Below are 23,776 nucleotides of genomic sequence, written 5' to 3' on the forward strand. Positions count from 1 at the left end.
GGCGCCCTGTTTGGAGGCCATAGATGACTTACTATTTTGCCAAGACGCTCACCGTCGGCTTTGATGAAGCTGTTGCGCGTACCACCGACGCCCTGAAGCAAGAGGGTTTCGGTATCATCACAGAAATCGATGTGACAAAGACGTTCAAGGACAAGCTCGCCATCGACTTCCGCAAATACCGGATATTGGGGGCATGCAATCCTTCCCTAGCTCACGAAGCACTCTCGCTCGAGGACAAGGTCGGCACGATGCTTCCCTGTAACGTGATCGTTCAGGAGACCGAGGACGGTAGGTGCGAGGTCGCTGCGATCGATCCTGTTGCCTCGATGCAGGCCATCGACAGCCCAGCACTGGCGCAGGCAGCAGAGACGGTCCGCGAAAAGCTCAGGTCCGTGATCGAGAGACTTTGACTACCCAAACGCCCGATGGACTGGTGGACACCGCCGTGGGGCTCGCCGGCAACCGGAGGCACATCGGACCGGCAGCAACTGCTGACAAATGTGATGGAGAACGGCGATGTCGATGCACATTCCAGAGCTGCCTGCATTGCTGCAGGTCCAGTCAGGCTATGGCTGGCGCATGCACGATGGCGGCGGCTACATGATGGGGCCGGGCTGGGGCGCCTGGGGCATCGTCCATGGCCTTTTCTCGCTCTTGATCCTCGTTGCGATCACGGTGATCACATTCGTTCTGGTGCGCCAGATGATGAGCGGTGAGCAAAAGACCGACGGCAAGCCGCGGCCGACTGCCCTTGATCAGCTCGATGAACGCTATGCACGGGGCGAGATCGACCCGAGGAATATCTCCAGCGCAAGAAAGACATCAGCGAGCGCTGAGTGAAAGACGACAGGATCGCTCCAGGCCCCTCATTCCCGCACATGCCGCGCATCCGGAGAGCAATTGATGAGACTTGCACGATTGAGATTGATAGCGCCCGCTCTCGCTCTTCTGCTTGCAGCTTTATGGATCGTCAGCCTGCCAGCCAGCCCGTGACCGGCGGTTTCTGGGCCATTCGCCACCAACTCATTTACCTCAGCGGCATCCTGGCGATGGGATTCATGGCGCTTGGTCTCGTACTGGCCGCGCGCCCCGTGCAGATCGAGCCGCTGCTGGGCGGGCTGGATAAATTCTATCGCCTGCACAAATGGTTCGGCATCACGGGCGTTGCGCTGGCCATCATTCACTGGCTGCTTGAAATCTCGCCGCGCTGGATGATCGGCTGGGGCTGGCTGAGCCGGCCGGTGCGCAACCGTCCGCCGGGTCCGGCACCAGCGCCCGATCTCCTCGACAAGCTGCACGGCGCCGCTGTGGGAGTGGGAGAGCCGGCGCTCTATCTGCTGATCCTGCTCATCGCGCTCGCGCTCTGGAAGCGGGTCCCCTATCATTGGTTCTTCCGCGCGCACCGGCTCATGGCGCCGCTCTTCCTGGTCCTCGTCTTCCATGCGGTCGTCCTCATGGATCGCGATTATTGGACGGCGCCGATCGGGATGGTCATGGCCATTCTGCTGGTCCTGGGGACCCTTGCGGCCGTCACCGCCCTTTTCAGACGCATCGGCAAGTCGCGGCGCGCGGTGGGCAAGATCAAGCGTCTGACGCTCTATCCTGGGAATGCCATGCTCGACGTCGCTGTGGATGTGGGGACCGCTTGGCCAGAGCATCAGGCGGGACAATTCGCATTCCTGAAGGCCGGCAATCGAGAGGGCGCGCACCCCTTCACCATCTCATCGGCCTGGAAGGATGATGGGCATCTCGTCTTCAGCATTAAGGGATTGGGCGACTATACCCGCAGGCTGCCGGAACTGCTGCATGTCGGGCAAGCCGTGAGCATCGAAGGCCCCTATGGCCGGTTCGATTTCCGAGGCCCTGCCGATCGGCAGATCTGGATCGCCGGCGGGGTGGGCATCACGCCTTTCATGGCCCGCCTCCAATACCTCGCGCGGACCCAGGAGCCGCAGGAGGGCAAGGTTCACCTTTTCTATTCAACCGCCGCGCACGACGAGGCTTTCGTCGCCCAGGTGCAGAATCTCGCGGCCAGTAGCCATGTGAACCTCCATCTGCTGGTCACGCCAAAGGATGGCCTGCTCACCCTGGAGCGCATCGTCGAAATCGTTCCGGACTGGATCGATGCGGATATCTGGTTTTGCGGACCGGCTGGCTTTGGCGATGCACTCTACACGGCCATGACGGAGGCAGGATTACCCGGAGATAACTTTCATCAGGAACTGTTCGAGATGCGTTAGAGGTGGTCGTGCAAGAGGGTTGCAATGCATGCCGAGTGCGAGGCCGTTGCGATCGAACCGGTTGCCTCGATGCAGCCAAGACATCCCGACTTTCCCAAGCTGCTGAGACGGTCCCCGAAGGGTTCAAGTCCGCAATAAGCTGACGGGATCCAGCAGCGGTAGATCGCCGTGCAGTCCGCTCCTCTAAGCACTTGCTTATTTACCGGTCTGTAAGCGGCGCTCCGATGGTGCTTCCGGACATGCCGAACATCTTTGGCGCAGTTCAATGTCAAAGGAGCTTTCGATGGGCGCTTTATCCCTCTCCCTCGCGGCACTTCTATGCGGCGCGATCGCGGTTCGCTTCTCGCCGCCAAAACGCCCGCACCCGCTGCGAAGTCTCAGTCCGCCCAGACATCCGTGGCAGAGAAGGAGGACCAAGACCTCGATGAGCGAAATCAAAGGCGGGACCAGGCATCCGATGTAAAACGGCACGCGAAGGAAGCGAAGCATCACATCGGCGCGAAATCTGGAAAGGAGGACGACGATGACGAGTGAGACGAGCCGACCCCATCGATGGGATCCGGTCGTCAAGCTGACGCACTGGTCCATCGTTCTGGCCGTGCTGGCCAACGCGATCGTGACTGAAGAGGGATCGAGCGTCCACATCTGGGTGGGCTATGCTCTGGCCGCCATTCTGGCCCTGCGGCTGCTCTGGGGACTGATCGGGCCGGGTGAGGCGCGCTTCACCGCCTTTCCGTTCAGCCCATCCCGTGCGCTGGCCCATATCCGCGAGATTCGTGGGGGCCGAAAGAGCGAGCACCCGTCCCACAATCCACTGGGCGCTCTCATGGTTTATGCGATCTGGTCTTGTCTGCTCGTCATCATCGTCACTGGCATTGCAATGGCCGGTCTACCCGGGACGAGCGAGCGGCATGGGGAAGCAGGCGCTGCGTCCGAGAGCTACAGCAAGTCGATTGATGTCCGGGAGGCTACGGAGCAGGATGACCGCGATGAGGGCGCAGACCTGCGGTCTGGCGGCGAACGTAAGGAAGGTGGCGAAGAAGGTGAGGAAGGACCGCTCGCTGAGATCCACGAGACGGCAGCCAACCTGCTGTATGTCCTCATCCTGCTCCACATCGCCGGGGTGATCTTTGAGACGCGCCGCCGCGGTCGACAAGTTGTTCTGGCGATGCTTCCGGGGCACCGCTAACCACCGCTCATGATCAATCGAGCGCGCACCCTAGAACGGCAGGCCACGGCGATGACGATCGTCGTGGCCTTGCAGGCTCTGGCGACGCTCTTCTTCCTCGTCGACTTTGCGGGTGACATGGTCGGCGAAAGCTTCGGCCGCCATGTAATGATCGAGGGGGCCGCGGCCATTGCTCTGCTCGCGGCGGTGGTGCTGGGCGCGCTTCATGTCAGATCGCTTGTTGTTGCCGCGCGGCAGGACGAGATCGCCGTCGCCATTGCAAGGGGCGCGGCCGCCGAACTGATCCAGCTGCGCTTTGCGCAGTGGAAGCTGACGAAGGCCGAGGCAGACGTGGCGCTCTTCGCGCTCAAGGGATGCGACGTGCATGACATTGCGCAGCTTAGAGGGGCTGCGGCGGGCACCGTGAGGGCGCAGCTCACGAGGGTGTATGCCAAGGCCGGGGTCGGTTCGCAGTCGTCCTTGATCGCCCTGTTCCTCGAGGAGCTGATCGATCCGGCCATGCTACGATCGGACGCCGATCAGAAGACGGTGACCTGAAGATGAGACGGCACTGAGAACCGTTTCACTCTAACGACTATTCGGATAACCGATGAACGAAGGGCAGGTATCAGGCGGTTGGATCTCGTCTCTGGTTGACCGAATGGTCGGCGTTCGTTGCCTGACAGCCCCGACCTTACGGCGAGCTCAGCGAATAATAATCGATCCGCATGATTGGCGGTCACACCATGGCGGGCAAACCTTTTTTGGGACATGATCGCGCATCCGCTGCAACCTCATTCATGCGCCAGTACCGGACACCGGTCGGCTTTACGAGAAGGTAAAGGCCATCACGATCGGAGAGCTTGTACGGCTTCTCCTTGAGCCTAGCGTTTTTCACCGCGTTTGCGGTGAGGCCTTTCTGCGACTGTCACCTTCTGCCATGATAGACCTCCCAAACGGTGCTCGGCGGACGGTCCATCATCTGTACCCACATTGTACTCGGAAGAGGATGGAGCCGTCCGGATTTGCTTGGCAAGTCTAGCACAAAAAAACGGCAGAAATCAGGCAATTCCAGACGGTTATGGACGGCTCTGGAAGCTGCAATGGAGGCCCGAGCCGGAATCGAACCGGCGTGCAAGGATTTGCAGTCCTCTGCGTAACCACTCCGCCATCGGGCCATGCGCATGTGGGACGCCGCAGATGTGAGGCTTTTGTTCCAAAGTCAAGCGCGACAATGGCGCATCGCTTCAAGATTCTCGTTCATCGATATGGAAAGCTGCTTGGCGTTGCTGGTCGCGTGATCTAGAGGTCCGGTATCGTCAGCGCTGTATTGTCTTCCCAATACAGTTGTGCCAATCGAGGAAGTGTCGTGACCGATCAGAATTTTTCATCGATGCGGACCGCAATGGTCGAAAGCCAGCTTCGTACCAGCGATGTCGATGACCAGCGCGTGATCGCCGCAATGGCGCACGTGCCGCGCGAGGATTTCGTGCCGGTCGCGCGCCGGGCGATGGCCTATGTCGATCGCCCGATCCCGCTGGAAAACGGGCGTGCGCTCAATCCGCCGCTGGTGACCGGGCGCCTGCTGACGGAAGCGCAGGTTGAAGAGGGCGACCGCGTCCTGCTGATCGGCGCCGCGACCGGCTACAGCGCCGCTCTTCTGGCGGAGCTCGGGGCGAAGGTCACCGCCGTGGAGGCCAGCGATGGGCCGCAGCTGCTGGGCTCCGCAGCTACTGTCGTGCGTGGTCCGCTCGCTGCAGGTGCTCCTGATAATGCGCTCTACGATCTGCTGTTCATTGATGGAGCCGTGGAGGAAGTGCCCGCCGCGCTCGTTCAGCAACTTGCCGATGGCGCGCGCGTCGTTACGGGTATTGTCGAGCGAGGCGTCACGCGGCTGTGCAGCGGGCGGGTGGTGTCGGGCGTGCTTGGCCTTGCCAGTCTGGCGGATTTGGAGATGGTTGTTCTGCCCGGTTTTTCAGCGCCGGAGCGTTTCGTTTTTTAACAGGCCCGGGGGAGTCATGACAGCAAAGCAGGTGTTCTTTCGGCACTCCGCCGCCACGGTTTTGCTGTTGCTCAACGCTGGGACCGTGCGCGCCGAAACGCTCCAGGGCGCGCTGGCCAGGGCTTATCTTTCCAACCCCACGTTGACGGGCACACGCGCGCAGCAGCGCGCGACCGATGAAAATGTGCCGATCCGCAAGGCGGACGGGCGGCCCGATATCTCCACCACCACCGAATTCCAGGAATTGTTGGTAAAGCCAGCGCGCGCATTCCTGACGCCCAGCCGGTCGCTCAATGGCACCGCGAGCATCAACGTGCCCATTTATCAGGGCGGCGCCGTTCGTAACGGCGTGAAGGCGGCCAAGGTCCGGGTGGAAGCTGGTCAGGCCAATCTCCGCGGTACGGAAGCATCGATTTTTTCCCAGGTCGTGGCCGCCTATATGGATGTCATCCGGGACAGTGCCGTTGTGTCGCTCAATGAGGCGAATGTCAGCGCGCTCGGCGTTAATCTTCAGGCGACCAACGACCGTTTCGAGGTGGGTGATCTCACCCGCACTGACGTAGCCCAGTCCGAATCGCGCCTGGCGCTCGCGCGGTCGGACTTGCAGACGGCGCAGGCCAACCTGATCGCGAGCCGGGAAAATTACATCGCGCTTGTGGGCAGCGCCCCGGACGACCTGGAGCCGCCGCCACCGCTGCCGGGCCTTCCCGCCACGCCGGAAACGGCGGTGCAGGTCGCGCTGGCCGACAATCCTGACATTATTTCCGCCCGCAAGCTGCGCGAAGCGGCGCGTTATGATGTGAAGGTGGCGAAGGCAGGCGTGCTGCCCACCTTGTCGGGCTTCGCGCAGGGCAGTTACACGCACTATCTGGGGTCGCTTAACGAAGCCAACGATCCCGATCCCTCGCAGACCAACAAACAGGTCGTTGCAGGCGCGACTTTACGCCTTCCGCTCTATCAGGGTGGCCGCCCGGCCGCGCAGGTGCGGCAGAACCAGGCGCTTGAATCGCAGGCGATCGAGCAGGAAATCGAAGTGGAGCGCGGGGTCATCGCCCAGACGCGGTCTGCATACGCAAGCTGGCAGGCGTCCTTGCAAAGCATCGAGTCGAACCAGAAGGCGGTGGAGGCGGCCAACCTTTCGCTGGAAGGAGTGCGTGCGGAAAATTCGGTGGGCAGCCGCACCATTCTCGACATATTGAATGCGGAGCAGGAAGCGCTCAACGCCAAGGTCCAGTTGGTTTCCGCGCGGCGCAATGCCTATGTGGCGGGATTCAGCCTGTTGGCGGCAATGGGGCATGCCGAGGCGGACGATCTTAGCCTGGAAACGGGCGCTCTCTACAACCCCATGGTTAATTATGACCGGGTCAGGGGCAAGTGGTTCGATTGGGATTTCGACTCTGCAGCTGGGCCTCAGGCGACGCGAACCGTTGACACGCCTGCACAAAATGCCAATGTGCCTGCTGGGTTGGCTCAACAACCTTAAGGTTAACAGGGGCAATTCATGGGCGACATGAGCAAGGAACCCTCGATGGAGGACATCCTCTCGTCCATCAAGCGCATTATTGCGGAGGAAGGCGAGGAGGCTGCGCAGTCTGTATCGCGTCGCGGCAAGTCCGATGCTGCGTCTAAACAGGGCGCCAAATCCGCCGATCCTGCCGATCCTGTTATCGATGAAGTGCTGGAACTGACCGACGAGGTTGGAGCGGAGGAAGTGATGCCTGCCCATAAGACATCGCGCGCGCCGCTCCCCGAAGCGGTGGCGGAGGACGCGTCGATCCTGTCCGTGGAAAGCGAAGTCGCCGCGCGACATTCCCTGTCGACGCTGTCCTCCATGCTGGTCACGCCCAAGGATGGAGAGGACAACACGCTCGATGGTCTGGTCCGCTCGATGCTGAAGCCAATGCTCAAGGAATGGCTGGACGCTCGTCTGCCGGCGCTGGTCGAGGACATGGTGGCGAGGGAGATCGCGCGGATCACCAGCCGCTAAACCGCTTCTGCGGGGCGGCCTGCGCTTTGATGCGGGATTGGGCCGACCCAGCCCAAGCGGTAAAAGCGCTGGAATGGTCGGGGAAGGGGCATTAAGGCGCCTTCCCATGACCGAACTGCCCAAAACATTTGACCCCGCCGAAATCGAATCCCGCTGGTACGCCCATTGGGAAAGCAAGGGCCTGTTCCGGCCCGAACGTCCTGAGGCCGAGCCGTTCACGATCGTCAACCCGCCGCCGAATGTGACGGGCAGCCTGCATATCGGCCATGCGCTCGACAATACGCTGCAGGACATCGTGATCCGGTATGAGCGGCTGCGGGGCAAGGACGCATTGTGGGTCGTGGGCACCGACCATGCGGGGATCGCGACGCAGATGGTCGTCGAACGGCAGCTCAACGCTGCGGGGCAGAAGCGCACCGATTTTTCGCGCGATGATTTCGTTGCAAAGGTCTGGAAATGGAAGGCGGAAAGCGGTGGCGCGATCACACGCCAGCTTCGTCGCCTGGGCTGCTCGATGGATTGGGCCAATGAGCGCTTTACGATGGACGAAGGCTTTTCAAAGGCCGTCCTGAAGGTTTTCGTGGAGTTGCACAAACGCGGTCTGCTGTACCGCGACAAGCGGCTGGTGAACTGGGATCCGCATTTCCGCTCAGCCATCTCGGACCTTGAGGTCGAGACGAAGGAAGTGAAGGGCGGTTTCTGGCATTTCCGCTATCCGCTCGCCGATGGCGTGAAGCTGGCGAACGGCGCGGACCATATCGTCGTCGCGACTACGCGGCCTGAAACGATGCTGGCGGACATGGCCGTCGCCGTTCATCCCGACGACCCGCGTTACAAGGATGTCATCGGCAAGGACATCCTCCAGCCGATTACCGGCCGCCGGTTCCAGGTCGTGGCCGATGAATACGCCGACCCGGAATTGGGTTCGGGCGCGGTCAAGATTACCCCGGGGCATGACTTCAACGACTTTGAAGTGGGCAAGCGCGCGGGGTTCAAGGCCGCCGACATGCTCAACATGTTCGATGCCGACGCCAATGTTATCCAGACGACTGACGGCCTGATCCCCGAGCGCTTCCTGGGCCTGCATCGGTTCAAGCGTGACGGCGTCGATGGCGCGCGTGAGCTGGTGGTGGCGGAGATGAAGGCGCTGGGCATGCTGGTGCCGCATGTCAGCAAGACGAAGGATAGCGAAGAAGTCGAGGCCGATGCCGAGCCGCGGACCATCCAGACGCCCTTTGGCGACCGTTCGGGCGTGGTGATCGAACCGTGGCTGACCGACCAATGGTATGTCGATGCTGAAAAGCTGGCAGTCGCCCCAATGCAGGCGGTGCGTGACGGGCGGATCGAGATCGTTCCCAAGACTTGGGAAAAGACCTTCTTCAACTGGATGGAGAATATCCAGCCCTGGTGTGTGTCGCGTCAGCTGTGGTGGGGGCATCAGATTCCGGCATGGTATGACGAGGACGGCAATCCCTATGTCGCGGAAAGCGAACAGGAAGCGCAGGCGCTTGCCGGTAACAGGAGGCTCACCCGCGACCCCGACGTACTCGACACCTGGTTCTCCTCCGCGCTCTGGCCTTTTGGTACGTTGGGCTGGCCCGAGCAGAGCGAGACGCTCAACCGCCATTATCCCAACGACCTGCTGATTTCCGGTTTTGACATCCTGTTCTTCTGGGATGCGCGCATGGCGATGCAGGGGATGGAGTTCATGGGCGATGTGCCGTGGCGCAAACTTTACCTGCATGGGCTGGTGCGCGCGGCGGATGGGCAGAAAATGTCCAAGTCCAAGGGCAATGTCGTCGATCCGCTCGGCCTGATCGACAAGTTCGGCGCGGACGCGCTGCGTTTCTTCATGTCTGCCATGGAAAGCCAGGGCCGCGATGTGAAGATGGATGAGAAGCGCGTCGAGGGATATCGCAACTTCGCGACCAAGCTGTGGAATGCGGCGCGCTTCCTGCAATCCAATGGCGTCACGGCCTCGACGGCCCATGAAGCGCCCCACGCGGAAGCTCCGGCAAACCGCTGGATCATCGCCGAGACGATCGCGACCGTGCAGGCGATCGACACCGCGATGGCCGAACTGCGTTTCGACGCGGCCGCCAACGCCATCTATCACTTCGTCTGGGACCAGTTTTGCGACTGGTATATCGAACTGACGAAGGGGTCGATGGATGAGGAAACCCGCGCCGTCGCGGGCTGGGCGTTCGACCAGATACTCGTGATGCTGCATCCCTTCATGCCGTTCATCACCGAAGAGTTATGGAACCTGACCGGCGCGCGCGAAAACGAGCTGATCGTGGCCCGGTGGCCGCAGGCGCTTTACGCGGTGGATAGCGAGGCGCAGGCCGAGATCGACTGGCTGATCCGCCTGATCAGCGCGATGCGAACGGCGCGCACCGAACTTAACGTGCCGCCGGGCGCCAAGCTCGCCGTGGTGGTGCATGACGCGTCAGAGGAGACGCGCCGCCGGATAGATCGCCAGGGCGGGGCGCTCGCGCGCATCGGACGGGTTGAAAGCCTGTCCTTCGGCGATGCGGTCGAAGGGGGAGCGGCGCAGGTCGTCGTCGATGAAGCGACATTCATCCTGCCGCTGGAAGGCGTTATCGATATTGCTGCGGAGAAGGCGCGTCTCGCCAAGGCGCTCGCCAGCGCGGAGAAGGAGCGCGACTCCCTGTCCGGTCGTCTGTCCAATGCCAGTTTCGTGGAAAAGGCGAAGCCCGAAGCGGTGGCCAAGGCGCGCGAGGACCATGCTGAAAAAGCCGCCGAGGCGGAAAGACTGAAGGCTGCGTTGGACCGGCTCGCCTGATCGGCAACTGTGCGCCGAAACGGGAGGGGCCAAAGAATGGCGGTTGAAAAGCGCGGTGCGAAAGACCTGACCCAAGGGCCTATCGCATCGACTTTGCTGCTGTTCGCCATCCCCACGCTGGCGTCCAACGTGCTTCAGTCGCTGAATGGGTCGATCAACGCGATCTGGGTCGGCCGCTTCCTGGGGCCGCAGGCGCTGGCCGCCACCGCGAACGCGAACATCACGATGTTCCTGATGTTCTCCATCGTCTTTGGTTTTGGCATGGCATCGACCGTGATGATCGCGCAAGCCGCGGGGAGGGGCGACATGGACGCCGCCCGCCAGGCATTCGGCAGCGCCATAGGGTTCTGCACCCTGTTGGGCGTAGTCGTTGCGACTGCGGGATGGTTTGGCGCTCCGGCCCTGCTGCGCCTGCTTGCGACCCCGGCCGAAGCCTTCGACCTGGCGCTCACCTATTTGCGCGTCATCTTCATCGCCATGCCGGCCACGCTGGTCAGCGTCACGATGATGATGGGCCTGCGCGGGACCGGTGATGCGCGCACGCCATTGATCTTCATGCTCGTCAGCGTGGCCGTCGATCTGGTGCTCAATCCCGTTCTGATTTTGGGATTGGGGCCCATACCGGCGATGGGCATCGGCGGATCTGCGGCGGCTACGGCGGCGGCAGGCGTTGTCAGTTTGATCGGCCTGATCATCTACATCCATGCCAAGGATCTGCCGCTGCGGCTGCGCAGGCGCGAGTTGAACTATCTCCGTCCCGCCCCCGGCCAACTGCGTGTCTTGTTGGGCAAGGGTCTGCCGATGGGCCTGCAGATGATCGTGATGTCGGCCACGGGCCTGGTCATGATCGGCCTGGTCAATCGGGAAGGTTTTCTCGTCACGGCGGCCTATGGTGCCGCGCAGCAGATCTGGACCTATTTGCAGATGCCGGCCATGGCCATGGGTGCGGCGGTCAGCGCCATGGCGGCGCAGAATATCGGCGCAGACCGGTGGGACAGGATCAGCCGGATCACCGGCTATGGCCTCGGCTATCTGCTACTGATCACCGGCGCGATGATCGGCGTGATCCTATTGTTTCACGCCCCGCTGCTGTCACTCTTTCTTGGCAGAAACCAGCCCGCGATCGACGCCGCCTGGCACATGCAGTTGCTGGCGAGCTGGAGCTTCATGCTCTTCGGTTTCACCATGATCCTGTTCGGGGTGATGCGCGCCAACGGCGTCGTGGTGAAGCCGCTGCTCATCCTGATCTTCACCCTGCTTGGCGTCAGGCTGGCCTTTTATCATTTCGGTTACCCTCATCTGGGTTCCGATGCGCTGTGGCTGAGCTTCCCCGTGAGTTCGGGATCATCGTTGCTGCTCGCTGGCGTCGTTTATCTGCATGGCGGTTGGCGCAAGGCGAAGCTGCTCACCCCCGTTCATGAGGAAGAATGCCGCGAAACCATCAGTGCGGAAAGCGAGCCCGCAGGGCGGCTGGCGCCTGCGGGCTGACGGGCTCAGCGTCCCTGGCTGCGCCAGCGAGTGATCGTGCGGTCGAGAATGTCGGCTTCGCCGCCCGATTGGCGCCAGAGTTCGGTGAAGCTGGGGTCGCCCGAAGCAGGGCGGCGTTGTTCTTCGAGATTGTCCAGCGACACGCGGATTGGCACGGCGACGCCTTCACCGCAGATTATGGCCTCGCGATTGCGCAGCGCTGGAATGGAATCGAGGAAACCGCGCGCGCCTTCGGGCATTGCGGCCTTCACAAATGCCTGGTCGCGATCGTTGTTGAGGCGCATCGAAATGATGGTGCCGCATTGCGACAGCACGCCTTCCGCCAAGTCGGATGGCCGCTGGGTAATGAGACCAAGCGAAACGCCATATTTGCGGCCTTCCTTGGCGATCCGCTCCAGAATACGACGTACGGCCTGACCTGAGCCGGATGTCGTGCTGGGGATATAGCGATGGGCTTCCTCGCAAACCAGCAGGATCGGTCTCTTCTGCTCGTCGCGTGCCCAGATGGCATAATCGAACACCAGTCGCGACAGCACCGACACGACCACGGACGTGATGTCCGATGGCATGGCCGATACGTCGATGATGGAGATCGGTTTCCCGCCAGAAGGCAGGCGGAAGATCTTCGCCAGAAATTCCTGCATCGTGTCGGCGACGAGCATGCCGGAAAACATGAAGCTGTAGCGCGGGTCGGCCTTGATCTCGTCGATCTTGGTCTTGAGCCGCATATAGGGAAGGGCGCCGGTCCCCTTGTCGAGTTTCCCCATTTCATTCTGCAGGATGTTGGTGAGGTCAGACAGCAGATAGGGGATCGGCGAATCGACTGTCAGCCTGCCAATGCTCTCCGCCAGCCGGTTCTTTTGACGAGCGGCGAGCAGGCACTTGGCAAGGATGTCACAATCTACTGTACGATCCGAACCCTGGGAGGTGACGAACACCTCGCAATGTTCCTCAAAGTTCATCAACCAGTAGGGAAGGGCCAGATTGCCCACGTCGAACACAGCGCCATTTTGCGTGAACGCGGCCCCATATTCGCCATGGGGATCGATCATCACGATATGCCCTTCGGGCGACAGATCGCAGATGCGGTGGAGAATGAGCGCGGCGCTGGTGGACTTGCCGGTGCCCGTCGAACCCAACAGCGCGAAATGCTTGCCCAGCATGGAATCGACATAGAGAGCGGCGCGGGTGTCAGCAGTGGGATAGACTGTGCCGATCTGCACATGGGGCCGGTCATCCGCCGCGTAGATCTGCTGCATGTCGGCGCTTGAGACGGGAAAGATTTCGGTGCCGGGAGCGGGATAGCGCGTCACGCCGCGGCGGAAGCGGTAGATGCGGCCGGTGAGTTTTTCCTCGTCGCCCTCACCCAGGAAATCGATATCCGCGATAATTACGCCCTTGTCCTGGCGGTCCAGCGCCAGCGAGCGCACGCTGGCGATCAGCCAGCTGTTGCCGACGCGCATCTTCACCTGGCTGCCAACCTGCCCGGCCATGGCGATGCAGGGATCGGCATCATGCGCCAGTGCGGCGATGCAGGCAGCGTCGATCAGCACTTTGGAACTGGAACCGGCTATCTGGAACACGCCGCCTATCGCCGCCGCCGAATTCGGCGGCGCATAGGCAGGGGCATGAGTGAATTCGCTAACTCCCGGCATGTGGCTCATACGCCCCTCTCGATCCATAGTCGGCGCACTGCCGGACTTCCCACCGGTCTAACTGCGGAGAGGTAAAGAATTGGCTATCAAGGCACAGACCATGGCGCGCCCAATGGGCAGTTATTCTGTGAACGATCCCTTTACCTCATCATCGCCACCTTCCGCCGCTAGGCGTGACACCTGCTATGGCAGGAATCGTTTGCCATCCGTATCGGCCAAGGCGGGTTGGAGGATCAGGATGCTCGTTTGCCACAGATAATGACGGCCAATGCAGCGCGGCGATCCGATGCGATCGCCATCGCGCGCGTTATCTGCATATTGGGCGTCGTTTACGTCCATGCGTGGACCGGGCTGAATGGCCATGATCTGGAAATAGCCCGTGGCACGCCGCAGGAAAATCTGCGCTGGTTGCTGATGGAAATTTTCGGCCGCAGTGCGGTGCCGCTGCTCGGCGTCATTTCGGGCTGGCTGGTGGGCGGGTCGTTGCGGACGCAGAGCTGGATCAGCCATGTGCTGCGCAAGGCGCGGACTATCCTGTTGCCGATGGTGCTGTGGAACGGTCTGGGGATCCTGTTGGTGTCCGGCGCGGCCTGGTGGCTAGGCCTGTCGGCGCCCGTGCCGGTTTCGGCCGACTGGCTGTTCCAGGAATTGTTCATCGTCAGCCGCAATCCCGACATCAACGTGCAGATGCCGTTCCTTCGCGACCTGTTCCTGTGCATGGTTGCAGCGCCATTGCTCGTCCGCCTGCCAGCTTCGATGCTGTGGGCTGTTGCTGGCGCTGCGGCCCTGTCGCAACTGATGGGGTGGGGGGCGCCCGTGTTGATGCGGCCTGCGATCCTGTTCTTCTTCGTGATCGGCATGATGGCGCGACGCACTGGCCTGGCTGAACGAGCGGCAAGGCTTGGCTGGATGGCAGCGGTCCTACCCTTCCTGCTGCTCATGAGCGTACAGTTGCACTTTGCCCTGAAGGCGACGGCGGGAGTGCCGATCGAAATCGGCCTGCTGGATCTTGCGGTGCGTGTCGCCGCCGCCCTGTGCTTCTGGCGCTTGTCATGGGCGCTTGCGGGCAGCCCAGCGCGGACCGTGCTGCTGCGGATCGAGCCCTACGCCTTTTTCCTCTTCTGCTCGCACCTCATCCTGATCTGGCTTGGCGGGCCGGTGCTGGGCGCGTTGTTCGGCAAGCTCGGCTCGCCTTTCTATCCCGCCTATCTGTTGATCCAGCCTCTGCTCGTGCTGGTCGCGGTGCTGGTGCTGGCATCCATGCTCAGCCGCGCTTGGCCGTCCATGGCGAAGGTGCTGAGCGGCGGACGTCTGATAGAGGGCTGACCGTCTATCTGGCGACGGCTTTGGCAGCGGCCATGGCGATCTCCAAGCTGCGCTTGCGCGCGTTGAAATCGTAAATCTGCCCGCCGATGATCAGTTCATCGACACCGGTTCGATCGATGAAGGCTGCCATGTCACGTTCCACTTCCGCCTGGCTGCCAATGCTGGTGGCGCTTAGCACATCGGACAGCATTGCCTGCGCACCGGGGGGAAGGCTTTCAAAATAGCCCGGAACAGGCGGTTGCAGCTTGCCCGGTTGTCCCGTCCGCAGGCGAACGAACGCCTGTTGCATGGAAGTGGCGAGCAGGCGCGCTTCATCCATCGTGTCTGCGGCGAACACATTATATCCAGCCATCACATAGGGGCGATCGAGCTGAGCCGATGGACGGAAATCGCGGCGATAGATGGCGATGGCGTCGTCCAGGGCGCCCGGCGCGAAATGCGAGGCGAAGGCGTAGGGCAGGCCCAATGCCGCGGCGAGTTGCGCGCCGTAGAGGCTGGACCCCAGGATCCATAGTGGCACCGTTTCTCCCGCTCCCGGCGTCGCCTGAAAGCCGAGCCGCGAATCGCCAGCGAAATAGGCCTGAAGTTCCATGACATCGCGGGGAAACTCATCAGGCCCGCCCGCCAGCGTCCGCCGCATCGCTTGAGCAACGCGTTGGTCTGATCCCGGCGCCCGGCCCAGTCCCAGGTCCACTCTGCCTGGGAACAGCGCGGCCAGAGTTCCGAACTGTTCAGCGATCAGCAGCGGCGCATGATTGGGCAGCATGATGCCCCCGGCTCCGATGCGGATGGTTGATGTCGCCTGACCGACATGCGCCAACACTACGGAAGTCGCGGCCGATGCGATGCCGGGCATGCCATGATGCTCCGCCACCCAATAGCGGTGAAAGCAGAGCTGTTCGGCATGGGCGGCAAAAACGGCCGCATTGGCCAGCGCTTCGCGGACGCTTTCTCCCTCGACGACGGGGACAAGGTCCAGAACGGAAAAACGGATCATCTGCCGCATATGGGGGGATGATCCGTTTTATTTCAATACTTGATTTGGCTGTTGATCAGATTGCCCGGCCGAAGCCCTGAGGCGCATCGCTGCGACGGCCGAACGTAGCCGGGCGCCGCGCGACCAGCGGATTGGAGTCGCGATCGAGCAGGGACATCGTCTCGGTAAAGCAGGGTCGCAGGCCGACGATCACTTCGATCAGTTCGTCCGGGCCTTCGCGTGTTTCCACGCAGCGCCGGGCCACCATCTCGATCCGTTCGGCCATGCTGCTGAGGCGATGCGCGCCGAATTGCGCCGATTCACCCTTCAGAGTGTGGGCCGGGGTCACGAGCGCCACCGCGTTGCGCTCGCGCATCGCTTGCTCGATCGCACCGATAGCCTTGTCGCCATCCTCGCGGAAATAGCCCAGAATCCTTAGAAACGCGCTGCCGAGTTCCGATCTGGATTTGGCTAGATCGGCCTGATGGACCAGTTCTGCCTCTTGATATGACACCCTGCGACACTCCTTGTTTCGGTTTCACAATAGAAGCGGAGCGTAAACAGCAGGTTAAGCCGCCGGATCTGGAGCGGTCTGACCGTTGCTATCGCGCGTCAATTCAAAGCGATGTGCCGTGGTCGCAGCGAATTTCCAGCCATGCTGCCGGGTCAGTGCCTCAAGCTCGCGCGCGGCGTTGGGGTCGTCGGCTTCGATCGTCACTGCGTGGGTAGCCCGCATCGCGCGCGCGGCGCGCAAGGCGGGCCAGGGGCATTTCATCCCTCTGGCGTCGACATGGACGGGATCATTTGGTGGCATAGGGATTTTTGGCGCTGCGCAGGGTCAGTCGCACGGGCACCGCGCCAAAGCCCAATTCCTTGCGGATGCCGTTGACGAGGTAGCGCCGATAGCTTTCGGGCAACTCGTCCAGCCGGGTGCCGAATAGCACGAAGGTAGGCGGTCGGGTCTTGTTCTGCGTGATGTAGCGCAGCTTGATCCGCTTGCCGCCGGGAGCGGGCGGAGGATTGGCTTCCAGCGCGCGTTCGAACCAGCGATTGAGGATCCCGGTGGAAACGCGCTGCGACCAGGCGGTGCGGGTTTCGAACGCAACACGGATAAGGTCGTCCAGGCCTTTTCCGGTCGCGCCGGATACGGTCATGATCGGAACGCCGCGTATCTGGGCCAATCCATCAGAGAGCGCCTGCTTGATGCCCTGATAGAGGGCCGAGCCATGCTCTACCGTGTCCCATTTGTTGAGCGCCACGACGAGCGCGCGCCCTTCCTCCAGCACCTTGTCTGCGATGCGGAGGTCCTGCGCTTCCAGACCACGCGTGGAATCGAGGAGAAGCACGACCACTTCGGCGAAGTTCACCGCGTTCAGGCCATCGGAAACGGCGAGCTTCTCCAGCTTGTCCTGCACCTTGGCGCGCTTACGCATGCCGGCCGTGTCGATCAGGCGGACGGGGCGTTCCTCGCCGTCGGGACTCGTCCATTTCCAATCCACCGCGATGCTGTCGCGGGTGATGCCTGCTTCGGGGCCGGTGAGCAGGCGATTTTCGCCGAGCAACCGATTGATGAGCGTCGATTTGCCCGCATTGGGACGGCCCACGATCGCGAGCTTGAGCGGGGCGGCTTCGAGATCGGCCTCACTGGGTTCGACCTCAGCCTCTTCCTCTTCCTCGCGGTCGATATGGGGAAGGAGGGCCTGGAACAGATCGGCCATGCCCTGGCCATGTTCGGCGGAAAGCGGGACGGGTTCGCCCAGACCCAGGCTGAACGCCTCCATCACACCGTCGCCACCCTGCCGTCCTTCCGCCTTGTTGGCGACCAGCACGACCGGCAGATCGCCTTCACGTAGCCAGCGGGCGATTTCTTCATCGAGTGGGGTGACGCCTGCGCGCGCATCCATGAGGAACAGGGCGACGTCGGCGCTTTCGACTGCCGCCTGCGTCTGAAGGCGCATGCGGCCCGGAAGGGACTGGGGATCTTCATCCTCATAGCCCGCAGTGTCGATGACGGTGAAATCGACCCCCAGCAGGTTCGCCTGCCCCTCGCGCCGGTCGCGCGTGACGCCGGGCTGGTCATCGACAAGCGCCAGCTTCTTGCCGACGAGCCGGTTGAACAGGGTGGACTTGCCCACATTGGGCCGCCCTACAATAGCAACTGTGGGCAGCATGATGAGGGCCCGTTCCTTCCTTAGCGGCTATCCTAGCGCAGCGCCGTGAGGCGGCCGTCATCGGCCAGGATATAGAGTATGTTATTGGCGACGACCGGCGGCAGCGACATCGAGCGATCCATATCGACCGACTTCTGGACAGAGCCTGTTGTCGGATCGACATAGTTCAGGTCGCCATGCGTCGATACCAGCACCAGGCGACCACCCGCCAGCACAGGGCCGGTCCAGCGGATCGCATTAGCCTTTTTCTTTTCCTTTTCCCAGCGCCGCAATTGGCTGATCCAGCGAATCTTGCCGGTGGCGCGGGCGACGCACAGCAGCTTGGCGTCGCTGGTCACGACGAACACCCATTCGCCAGCGACCCAGGGCGTTGAAATACCCGCGACGTTGATCTCCCACAGGCGCTGGCCGCTCACCAGTTCATAGGAAGCCATGCGGCCACCCTGACCGATCGCGAAAACGCGTCCGCGATCGACAACCGGATTGGCATCGATGTCGGTCAGCGAAGCGACCGCCGTCGAAATGCTTGTGCGGGAAAGCGCATCGCCCCACAGCGTGCGGCCATTTTCGTAACGGTATGCAGTGATTTCGCCCGAGCTGTAGCCCGCGATCACCGTACCCTGCGCCGCAGCAGGAGCCGCCACGCCAAACACGCCGGTCACCTGCAACGTGCCGCTGTCGGTCCACTGCACTTCGCCGTCGCTCTGGTTGAGGGCGAAGATCTGGTTGTCCTGGCTCATCACATAGACATGGCCGTTGGCGAGCGTGGGCGCACCGCGCAGCGGACCGCCAGGGCGCTTTTTCCAAAGGACGGAGCCGTCCGCTGCATTCAGCGCGGCCACGTCGCCGACGCCGGTGCTGGCATATACCTTGTCATCGACGATGCTGACGCCGCCGCCGAACAAAGAAGGGCCGCTGCCCTCGGAGGGGAGAGCGGTCTGCCACAGTTTCGCGCCACTGTTGGCATCGAACGCGATGACGCGGGCGTCGGCATCGATGACATAGAGCTTGCCATTGACGATGACCGGGGCGGACGCAAGCCGGGCCCTTGGGGTGCTGCCCTGGATCGAGGCGGTCCAGCTGTTCTCGGGCGATGTGCTCAGCGCTAGGTGGCCCATGGCCTTTGATGGGGAGCCGCCCGGCTGTGCCCATTGGTCATTCACATAGGGTTCCGGCAACGACACGGGCACATCGGCCAAGGTCGGATCGACCTCCACGCCCTGCTCGTTGGTCAGGATCGACACGCGATTCCCGACTACCGGCGTTTTAGGTCCGCCCTTCTTGCCGCCAATGATGCCGCAGCCCGCCAGAAGCGCGACCATCGCAGCCACGGTCAGGGCGCGGCGCGCGCCCGCGAATTTCGTCATGCTGTCCATCCCCATGCGCTTATCTTCATCCCTGTCCAGGCTCGGTCGGCGTTTCGACCGCGTCTATTCCCAATAGTCCGGCCATCTGTCTTGCGCGTGAACGGATCGACTGGGGCACGTTTGCGTCCTTCGCCATGGCGGCGAACAGCGGCCCGGCGAGTTCGGGCTTGCGCATCTTCATATAGGCGATGGCGACCAGTTCGCCCGCGCTGCCAAACCACGGCGCGCCTTCCACGGCAAGCGGCTTGAGCCGATCGACCACCTGTTGGGGTTTCAGCGCCTCGAATTCCAGCGTTGTCTGGCGGATGAGGGCCAGATCCCGATAGGGCTGATCCAGCGAGCTGTCAGCCGCCATGGCCTTGTAGGCGGCGACCGCGGCCTTGTTGTCGCCCTTCCGCGCGGCGGCGCCGGCCTTTGCCAGCAGCGCCGAAGCACGGAAGCCCGGCTGGCTGGCGTTGGTCAGCGCGTCGAGTTGCTTGGCGTCGGGCGTGCCCCCACTCACGGCTGTCGCGATCACCTTGTCCATTTTTTCCGAAACGGCCTGCGACTGGGTGGTGCTGTGATGCTGCCAGTAGAGCCAGCCGGCAAAGGCAACGAGGCCAATGATGACGAACGCGACGATCCAGCGGCCAAAGCGCTGCCAGAAGGTCAGCAGCTGGTCCTGGCGGACGGCGTCATCCACCTCACGCATGAAGGCTTCGCTGTTTTGCGGCGTCAGGGCCACTTGGGTCTCCAGAAATGCGTCAGAAAAAGCTCGCAGAAGGCGCGATCAATAGCGGCGGCGGCGCTTAGCGCAAATCACTTTTTGGGCCGATAGACCTGATCGGCGGTCGGGAAGCTGCGGTTGCGCACTTCGGCGGCATAGCGTTCGGCCGCGCCGCTGATGGTGTCAGCTAGATTTTCGTAGCGTTTGACGAAGCGCGCGGTGCGTTCGAACATGCCGAGCATGTCCTCGGCAACCAGCACCTGGCCATCGCAATGCGCGGAAGCGCCGATACCGATGACGGGGATATCGAGGCTGTCGGTGACGGCGATGGCAAGGTCTTCCATTACGCCTTCAAGGACCACGGCGAAGGCCCCCGCCTTAGCCACGGCGCGGGCGTCGTCCATGATCTTGGCATGTTCTTCCTGGCTCTTGCCACGCGCGCCGTAGCCGCCGAGCGCGTTGACGGCCTGCGGCGTGAGGCCGACATGGGCCATGACCGGGATGCCGCGCTGGGAAAGGAAGGCGATGGTTTCCGCCATGGCCTGACCGCCCTCCAGCTTGACTGCGGCGCAACCGGTTTCGGCCATGACGCGGCTGGCGCTCGCAAAGGCATGGGCGGGGGATGCTTCATAGCTGCCGAAGGGCATGTCGACCAGGACGAGGCTGTGATAGCTGCCCCGGACCACCGCCGCGCCATGGGCAATCATCATGTCGAGCGTGACGGCAAGGGTCGAAGGCAGGCCATAGATGACCTGGCCAAGCGAGTCGCCGACCAGCAGCATGTCGCAATGGGGGTCGAGCAGTTGCGCCTGACGCGCGGTATAGGCGGTCAGCATCACCAGTGGCTGGTTCGTTTTGCCCTCCGCCTTGCGGCGCTGGATGGCGGGGACGGTCAGCCGCTTCATCGGCGCAGGGGTCGGATTGGCGCGGCTGGTGGATGTGTCGAGCGTGAAGGTGGTGGACATGGCTGCGCTTTACAGCAGCGGGCTGATGCGCGCAAATGCCAGCCCGGCCGAAGCGGTATGATGCCCCGCCGCGAACCGGTGCTGAATCCGTCAGAACGAGAATTTGATCGTTCCGCCCCAGGTCCGGGGATCGCCCACCTGGCCAGCGATCAGGCCGGTATTGCCGGGAGCGACCTGAAGATTCTCGATATAGTTCACATCGAAGGCGTTGCGGACCCAGCCGAAGACGTCAAAGCCTTCGCCCCGGAAGCCAGCGCGGAAGTTGGTGAGGGCATAGCCTTTCACCTCGGTATGGATGGACGGGGACGCGTTGGAGTTCCAATGCGAACGATAGTTGCCGTCAACGCCCAGATAGGCCTGACCGTCCTTGTCCAGCAGCGTCACCGGAATGTTATATTCCGCGCCGTAGGAGAAGGCCCATTTTGACACGCCGGGTAGATCCTGGCCGGAGATATCGCACTGGCGCGGGCTGAGCGCGCCCGGTACGCCGGGTTGCGAATAATCGGGCGTTGTGTTTGCCGGCTGTAATGTGCCGCCGGACAGTTCGGGCGGGCAGGGGGCATTCGTGAACTTCTTGTACTTTGCATCGGTGAATGCGCCGTTGGCATAAGCGGTGAAGCGGTCGCTGGCGACGACCTTGAAGTCGGCCTCAATGCCCTGCGACCGGACCTTTTCCGCATTGGCGAGATAGCCGCGCACGGTGCCGAACTGGCCACCATTCACCGTCGCCTGGAAATTGCTGATCTCCGTGCGGAAGGCGGTGATATTGAAGGTCGCCCGCCGATCCCAGAACTGGGTTTTCAAGCCGACTTCCAAATGATGCACCGATTCCGGCTTCACGGTGCCCGCGTCATAATTCACGCTATTGTCGGCATTGAGCGGCAGGCCATTCTGGTTGATGCCCAGCGTCTTGAAGCTCTTGGCATAGGTCGCATAGGCCAGGATGTCCGGTGCGATCTTGTAGTTGATGTTGACGTCGTAGGTGAAGTTCCAGGCGCTGTCGGACGGGGCGCTGACCTGCGGCTGGTAGACGCCGCATTGCGCGGCCAGAACCGTACCCGCAGCAGGGGCGGGGGTACAGCTGATGACCTGCCCCTGACCATTGGTCACGATGCGCTGGTAGAAGCCGGACTTCTTGTCATAGTTGAGGCGCGCGCCCGGCTGAATAGTGAGCGCGTCGTTCACATGCCAGCTCAATTGACCGAACAGGGCCGCACTCCTGCTCTTGAGCCATTGTGTGTTGCTGGCCGTCAGTCCTTGCAGAACGGTGGGATCGTTCGCCAGCGCGCCGGTCAGGCTCCAGCGGCTGGCGTTGGCGCCCTGCTGCTCGGTGCCCTGCGTGTCGATGCGCTGCTTGAAGCCGAACAGGCCGACGACGAAGTCAATCTTGTCGCTGTCGTAATTATAGCGGAATTCCTGGCTATACTGGTCCTGCTGAGACGGGTTCTGCGATCTGGACACGATCGACAGGCCCGTGAAGTCGCGGTCATTTTCCGGTTTCCAGTCCCAGAAGCGCCAGGCGGTCACGGAAGTCAGCGTGCCGGGGCCGACATCCCACTTTACGCGGGCAGACACGCCGCCGATCTTGTTGCCAGCGTTCAGGTTGCTGTCGAGATCGGTGAGGCGATCATAGGGATTGCGGCTGGGAACCACATAATTTTGCGCAGCGGCCAAGGCGTCATATTGGCGGGCGAGCGCGCGTTGTGTCGTGCCGACCCGCACGAAGACCGTGCCGCAGCATTCGGGATCCTGCCTGCTATAGTCGCCCGATAGCGTGACGCTGAGGTCGTCGTTTGGCTGAAACAATAGCTGACCGCGCAGGCCGAGATTGTCCTGCTCGTTGATCCAGCGTTGCGAGGTCAGGTTGTAAATCGTGCCCCGGCGGCTGGTCGCCGCAACGGCGAGGCGCGCAGCGACCGTGTCCGACAGCGGGCCGGATATGGCGGCCTTTGCCTGCCGGTAGTTGAGGTTGCCGACGGACAGTTCGGCGCGGCCTTCAAAATCGAAGGTCGGCTGGTTGGTCGTGATGTTGATCGCGCCTGCCGTGGTGTTCTTGCCGTAGAGCGTGCCCTGCGGTCCGCGCAGCACCTCAACCTGAGAGACGTCGAGGAAGTCGAAGGTCGCTGCGGCGACGCGCGAATTATAGACATCATCGACATAGATGCCGACACCCTGTTCGAAACCGTCGCTGGTGAGGCCGAACGGCACGCCCAGGCCACGGATGTTGACCGAGGTGTTGCGCGGGTTGGTGGTGTAGACCTGAAGCGTGGGCGCAAGCTGCTGGAGCTTCACGACGTTGAAATTGCCGGTCGCCTCAATGCTGTCGCCGCGGATGACGGAGATGGCCAGCGGCACTTCCTGCGCCGTTTCCGCACGGCGGCGCGCCGTGACGATGATCACATCGCCGCGCGGGCTGTTTTGCTCTGCGGTGGCGTCGGCGGCGGCTGGAACGCTGTCCGCCGCATGGACGCCGGACGCAATGAAGGATGCGCTCGCCGTGGTGGCGAGCAACAAGGAACGCGCAATCATAAAAATTCCCCTTATTTCGGTGAATGTTGATCGCGGCATTTCCGGTGGTCCGGTCAAAACCGATGATGTTGGAATGATATGGTCTGTCAGCGGCTCATTCCGGCCGCCAGCCATTTACAGTCGGTCCGGTCTCAGGAGGTCAGACGGGTCTTTTCCGTCACGTCGATCTGGACGACCCGCGCGTCGTGCACGGTCAAGGTGATCGACCCGAAACGCAGCGCCTCAAGTACGCCGCGAATCTTTTCCACGCTGACGGCGATGTCCTGCCGCTGGCTTTTTGCACCGCCGTTGCTGGCGAATGGGATTGTTGGACTGTCACTCATAAGCACCTCTGACGCGACCTTATCTCAACTGATTTAATAGACAAAAAAGCAAATATATGGGGCGCCC

At 62.2% G+C, this 23,776-nt stretch carries 22 protein-coding genes and 1 tRNA gene; 11 read left to right on the plus strand and 12 right to left on the minus strand.

Translation table 11 applies throughout. The features are described 5' to 3' along the window. The first annotated feature begins 23 nt into the window (after positions 1 to 23). The 5 genes from K663_RS04355 (at position 24) to K663_RS04380 (ending at position 3,966) form a co-directional block, all read left to right on the plus strand. Positions 24 to 410: a DUF302 domain-containing protein gene (locus K663_RS04355; RefSeq protein ID WP_062114535.1), complete on the plus strand. Its 387-nt coding sequence runs from the start codon at positions 24 to 26 to the stop codon at positions 408 to 410. 106 nt (positions 411 to 516) lie between these two features. Then, positions 517 to 840 carry an SHOCT domain-containing protein gene (locus K663_RS04360; RefSeq protein WP_062114538.1) on the plus strand — a complete coding sequence of 108 codons (324 nt, stop codon included), beginning with the start codon at positions 517 to 519 and terminating at the stop codon, positions 838 to 840. Between the two features lie 122 nt (positions 841 to 962). Next, the gene (locus K663_RS04365) at positions 963 to 2,240 is read left to right on the plus strand and encodes a ferredoxin reductase family protein (protein WP_201026672.1); all 1,278 of its coding nucleotides are present in this window, start codon (positions 963 to 965) and stop codon (positions 2,238 to 2,240) included. Positions 2,241 to 2,763: 523 nt separating this feature from the next. After that, on the plus strand, positions 2,764 to 3,429 hold the full coding sequence (locus K663_RS04375; protein WP_062114542.1) for a cytochrome b/b6 domain-containing protein: 666 nt from the start codon (positions 2,764 to 2,766) through the stop codon (positions 3,427 to 3,429). Between the two features lie 51 nt (positions 3,430 to 3,480). Beyond that, positions 3,481 to 3,966, plus strand: a complete 486-nt coding sequence (locus tag K663_RS04380) for a helix-turn-helix transcriptional regulator (protein WP_201026673.1) — start codon at positions 3,481 to 3,483, stop codon at positions 3,964 to 3,966. 181 nt (positions 3,967 to 4,147) lie between these two features. Here K663_RS04380 and K663_RS25140 read toward each other — a convergent pair whose 3' ends face one another. Together K663_RS25140 and K663_RS04385 are read right to left on the minus strand one after the other, a co-directional pair. Beyond that, positions 4,148 to 4,306, minus strand: coding sequence for an Arm DNA-binding domain-containing protein (locus tag K663_RS25140; protein ID WP_335339085.1), 159 nt, complete (start codon positions 4,304 to 4,306; stop codon positions 4,148 to 4,150). Positions 4,307 to 4,512: 206 nt separating this feature from the next. Further along, a tRNA-Cys gene (locus K663_RS04385) sits at positions 4,513 to 4,586 on the minus strand. 191 nt (positions 4,587 to 4,777) lie between these two features. Between K663_RS04385 and K663_RS04390 the strand changes: the two genes are divergently transcribed. From K663_RS04390 to K663_RS04410, 5 genes are all read left to right on the plus strand, one after another. After that, positions 4,778 to 5,410: a protein-L-isoaspartate O-methyltransferase family protein gene (locus K663_RS04390; protein ID WP_062114546.1), complete on the plus strand. Its 633-nt coding sequence runs from the start codon at positions 4,778 to 4,780 to the stop codon at positions 5,408 to 5,410. Positions 5,411 to 5,426: 16 nt separating this feature from the next. Then, complete coding sequence (locus tag K663_RS04395) at positions 5,427 to 6,893, plus strand: TolC family outer membrane protein (protein WP_062114548.1); 1,467 nt, start codon at positions 5,427 to 5,429, stop codon at positions 6,891 to 6,893. 18 nt (positions 6,894 to 6,911) lie between these two features. After that, positions 6,912 to 7,397 carry a DUF2497 domain-containing protein gene (locus K663_RS04400; RefSeq protein WP_062114550.1) on the plus strand — a complete coding sequence of 162 codons (486 nt, stop codon included), beginning with the start codon at positions 6,912 to 6,914 and terminating at the stop codon, positions 7,395 to 7,397. 106 nt (positions 7,398 to 7,503) lie between these two features. After that, on the plus strand, positions 7,504 to 10,203 hold the full coding sequence (locus K663_RS04405; RefSeq protein ID WP_062114552.1) for a valine--tRNA ligase: 2,700 nt from the start codon (positions 7,504 to 7,506) through the stop codon (positions 10,201 to 10,203). Positions 10,204 to 10,239: 36 nt separating this feature from the next. Next, a complete protein-coding gene (locus K663_RS04410; protein ID WP_062114554.1) occupies positions 10,240 to 11,691 on the plus strand; it encodes an MATE family efflux transporter in 1,452 nt (483 codons plus the stop codon). A gap of 5 nt (positions 11,692 to 11,696) precedes the next feature. Here the strand turns inward: K663_RS04410 and K663_RS04415 are convergent, their stop codons facing one another. Next, the gene (locus K663_RS04415) at positions 11,697 to 13,355 is read right to left on the minus strand and encodes an ATP-binding protein (protein ID WP_062114556.1); all 1,659 of its coding nucleotides are present in this window, start codon (positions 13,353 to 13,355) and stop codon (positions 11,697 to 11,699) included. Positions 13,356 to 13,604: 249 nt separating this feature from the next. On the opposite strand from K663_RS04415, the gene K663_RS04420 reads away from it, so the two are divergent. After that, complete coding sequence (locus K663_RS04420; RefSeq protein WP_443018991.1) at positions 13,605 to 14,672, plus strand: acyltransferase family protein; 1,068 nt, start codon at positions 13,605 to 13,607, stop codon at positions 14,670 to 14,672. A 4-nt stretch (positions 14,673 to 14,676) separates the two neighbouring features. On the opposite strand, the gene K663_RS04425 is transcribed toward K663_RS04420, so the two are convergent. The 9 genes from K663_RS04425 to K663_RS04465 all read right to left on the minus strand — a co-directional run bounded on the left by K663_RS04425 (position 14,677) and on the right by K663_RS04465 (position 23,709). Beyond that, positions 14,677 to 15,669 (minus strand): LLM class flavin-dependent oxidoreductase, encoded by a 993-nt coding sequence (locus tag K663_RS04425; protein WP_062120319.1) that lies wholly within the window; start codon positions 15,667 to 15,669, stop codon positions 14,677 to 14,679. Between the two features lie 55 nt (positions 15,670 to 15,724). Next, on the minus strand, positions 15,725 to 16,162 hold the full coding sequence (locus tag K663_RS04430) for an Hpt domain-containing protein (protein ID WP_062114559.1): 438 nt from the start codon (positions 16,160 to 16,162) through the stop codon (positions 15,725 to 15,727). A 54-nt stretch (positions 16,163 to 16,216) separates the two neighbouring features. Next, a complete protein-coding gene (locus K663_RS04435; RefSeq protein ID WP_062114562.1) occupies positions 16,217 to 16,462 on the minus strand; it encodes a sulfurtransferase TusA family protein in 246 nt (81 codons plus the stop codon). Continuing rightward, the gene (der, locus tag K663_RS04440) at positions 16,449 to 17,819 is read right to left on the minus strand and encodes a ribosome biogenesis GTPase Der (protein ID WP_062114564.1); all 1,371 of its coding nucleotides are present in this window, start codon (positions 17,817 to 17,819) and stop codon (positions 16,449 to 16,451) included. The genes K663_RS04435 and der overlap by 14 nt, the downstream gene beginning before the upstream one ends. A gap of 32 nt (positions 17,820 to 17,851) precedes the next feature. Continuing rightward, entirely contained in the window at positions 17,852 to 19,195 is a 1,344-nt protein-coding gene (locus K663_RS04445) for a PQQ-like beta-propeller repeat protein (RefSeq protein ID WP_145902314.1), read from the minus strand. Positions 19,196 to 19,211: 16 nt separating this feature from the next. Beyond that, complete coding sequence (locus K663_RS04450; RefSeq protein WP_062114580.1) at positions 19,212 to 19,910, minus strand: tetratricopeptide repeat protein; 699 nt, start codon at positions 19,908 to 19,910, stop codon at positions 19,212 to 19,214. A 74-nt stretch (positions 19,911 to 19,984) separates the two neighbouring features. Next, on the minus strand, positions 19,985 to 20,857 hold the full coding sequence (gene panB / locus K663_RS04455; RefSeq protein ID WP_062114583.1) for a 3-methyl-2-oxobutanoate hydroxymethyltransferase: 873 nt from the start codon (positions 20,855 to 20,857) through the stop codon (positions 19,985 to 19,987). A 90-nt stretch (positions 20,858 to 20,947) separates the two neighbouring features. Then, the gene (locus tag K663_RS04460) at positions 20,948 to 23,386 is read right to left on the minus strand and encodes a TonB-dependent receptor (protein WP_062114586.1); all 2,439 of its coding nucleotides are present in this window, start codon (positions 23,384 to 23,386) and stop codon (positions 20,948 to 20,950) included. Between the two features lie 131 nt (positions 23,387 to 23,517). Continuing rightward, positions 23,518 to 23,709 (minus strand): YezD family protein, encoded by a 192-nt coding sequence (locus K663_RS04465; protein ID WP_062114588.1) that lies wholly within the window; start codon positions 23,707 to 23,709, stop codon positions 23,518 to 23,520. Between the last annotated feature and the right edge of the window lie 67 nt (positions 23,710 to 23,776).

It is taken from the genome of Sphingobium sp. MI1205, assembly GCF_001563285.1.
Lineage (GTDB): Bacteria > Pseudomonadota > Alphaproteobacteria > Sphingomonadales > Sphingomonadaceae > Sphingobium.

Bases quoted from the DNA above. Each gene is read 5' to 3' on its own strand.
- K663_RS04355 (WP_062114535.1), top strand. From the start codon at position 24: ATGACTTACTATTTTGCCAAGACGCTCACCGTCGGCTTTGATGAAGCT.
- K663_RS04360 (WP_062114538.1), top strand. From the start codon at position 517: ATGTCGATGCACATTCCAGAGCTGCCTGCATTGCTGCAGGTCCAGTCA.
- K663_RS04365 (WP_201026672.1), top strand. From the start codon at position 963: ATGGATCGTCAGCCTGCCAGCCAGCCCGTGACCGGCGGTTTCTGGGCC.
- K663_RS04375 (WP_062114542.1), top strand. From the start codon at position 2,764: ATGACGAGTGAGACGAGCCGACCCCATCGATGGGATCCGGTCGTCAAG.
- K663_RS04380 (WP_201026673.1), top strand. From the start codon at position 3,481: ATGACGATCGTCGTGGCCTTGCAGGCTCTGGCGACGCTCTTCTTCCTC.
- K663_RS04395 (WP_062114548.1), top strand. From the start codon at position 5,427: ATGACAGCAAAGCAGGTGTTCTTTCGGCACTCCGCCGCCACGGTTTTG.
- K663_RS04400 (WP_062114550.1), top strand. From the start codon at position 6,912: ATGGGCGACATGAGCAAGGAACCCTCGATGGAGGACATCCTCTCGTCC.
- K663_RS04405 (WP_062114552.1), top strand. From the start codon at position 7,504: ATGACCGAACTGCCCAAAACATTTGACCCCGCCGAAATCGAATCCCGC.
- K663_RS04410 (WP_062114554.1), top strand. From the start codon at position 10,240: ATGGCGGTTGAAAAGCGCGGTGCGAAAGACCTGACCCAAGGGCCTATC.
- K663_RS04415 (WP_062114556.1), bottom strand. From the start codon at position 13,355: ATGAGCCACATGCCGGGAGTTAGCGAATTCACTCATGCCCCTGCCTAT.
- K663_RS04420 (WP_443018991.1), top strand. From the start codon at position 13,605: ATGACGGCCAATGCAGCGCGGCGATCCGATGCGATCGCCATCGCGCGC.
- K663_RS04425 (WP_062120319.1), bottom strand. From the start codon at position 15,669: ATGATCCGTTTTTCCGTTCTGGACCTTGTCCCCGTCGTCGAGGGAGAA.
- K663_RS04435 (WP_062114562.1), bottom strand. From the start codon at position 16,462: ATGCCACCAAATGATCCCGTCCATGTCGACGCCAGAGGGATGAAATGC.
- der (WP_062114564.1), bottom strand. From the start codon at position 17,819: ATGCTGCCCACAGTTGCTATTGTAGGGCGGCCCAATGTGGGCAAGTCC.
- K663_RS04445 (WP_145902314.1), bottom strand. From the start codon at position 19,195: ATGGACAGCATGACGAAATTCGCGGGCGCGCGCCGCGCCCTGACCGTG.
- panB (WP_062114583.1), bottom strand. From the start codon at position 20,857: ATGTCCACCACCTTCACGCTCGACACATCCACCAGCCGCGCCAATCCG.
- K663_RS04460 (WP_062114586.1), bottom strand. From the start codon at position 23,386: ATGATTGCGCGTTCCTTGTTGCTCGCCACCACGGCGAGCGCATCCTTC.
- K663_RS04465 (WP_062114588.1), bottom strand. From the start codon at position 23,709: ATGAGTGACAGTCCAACAATCCCATTCGCCAGCAACGGCGGTGCAAAA.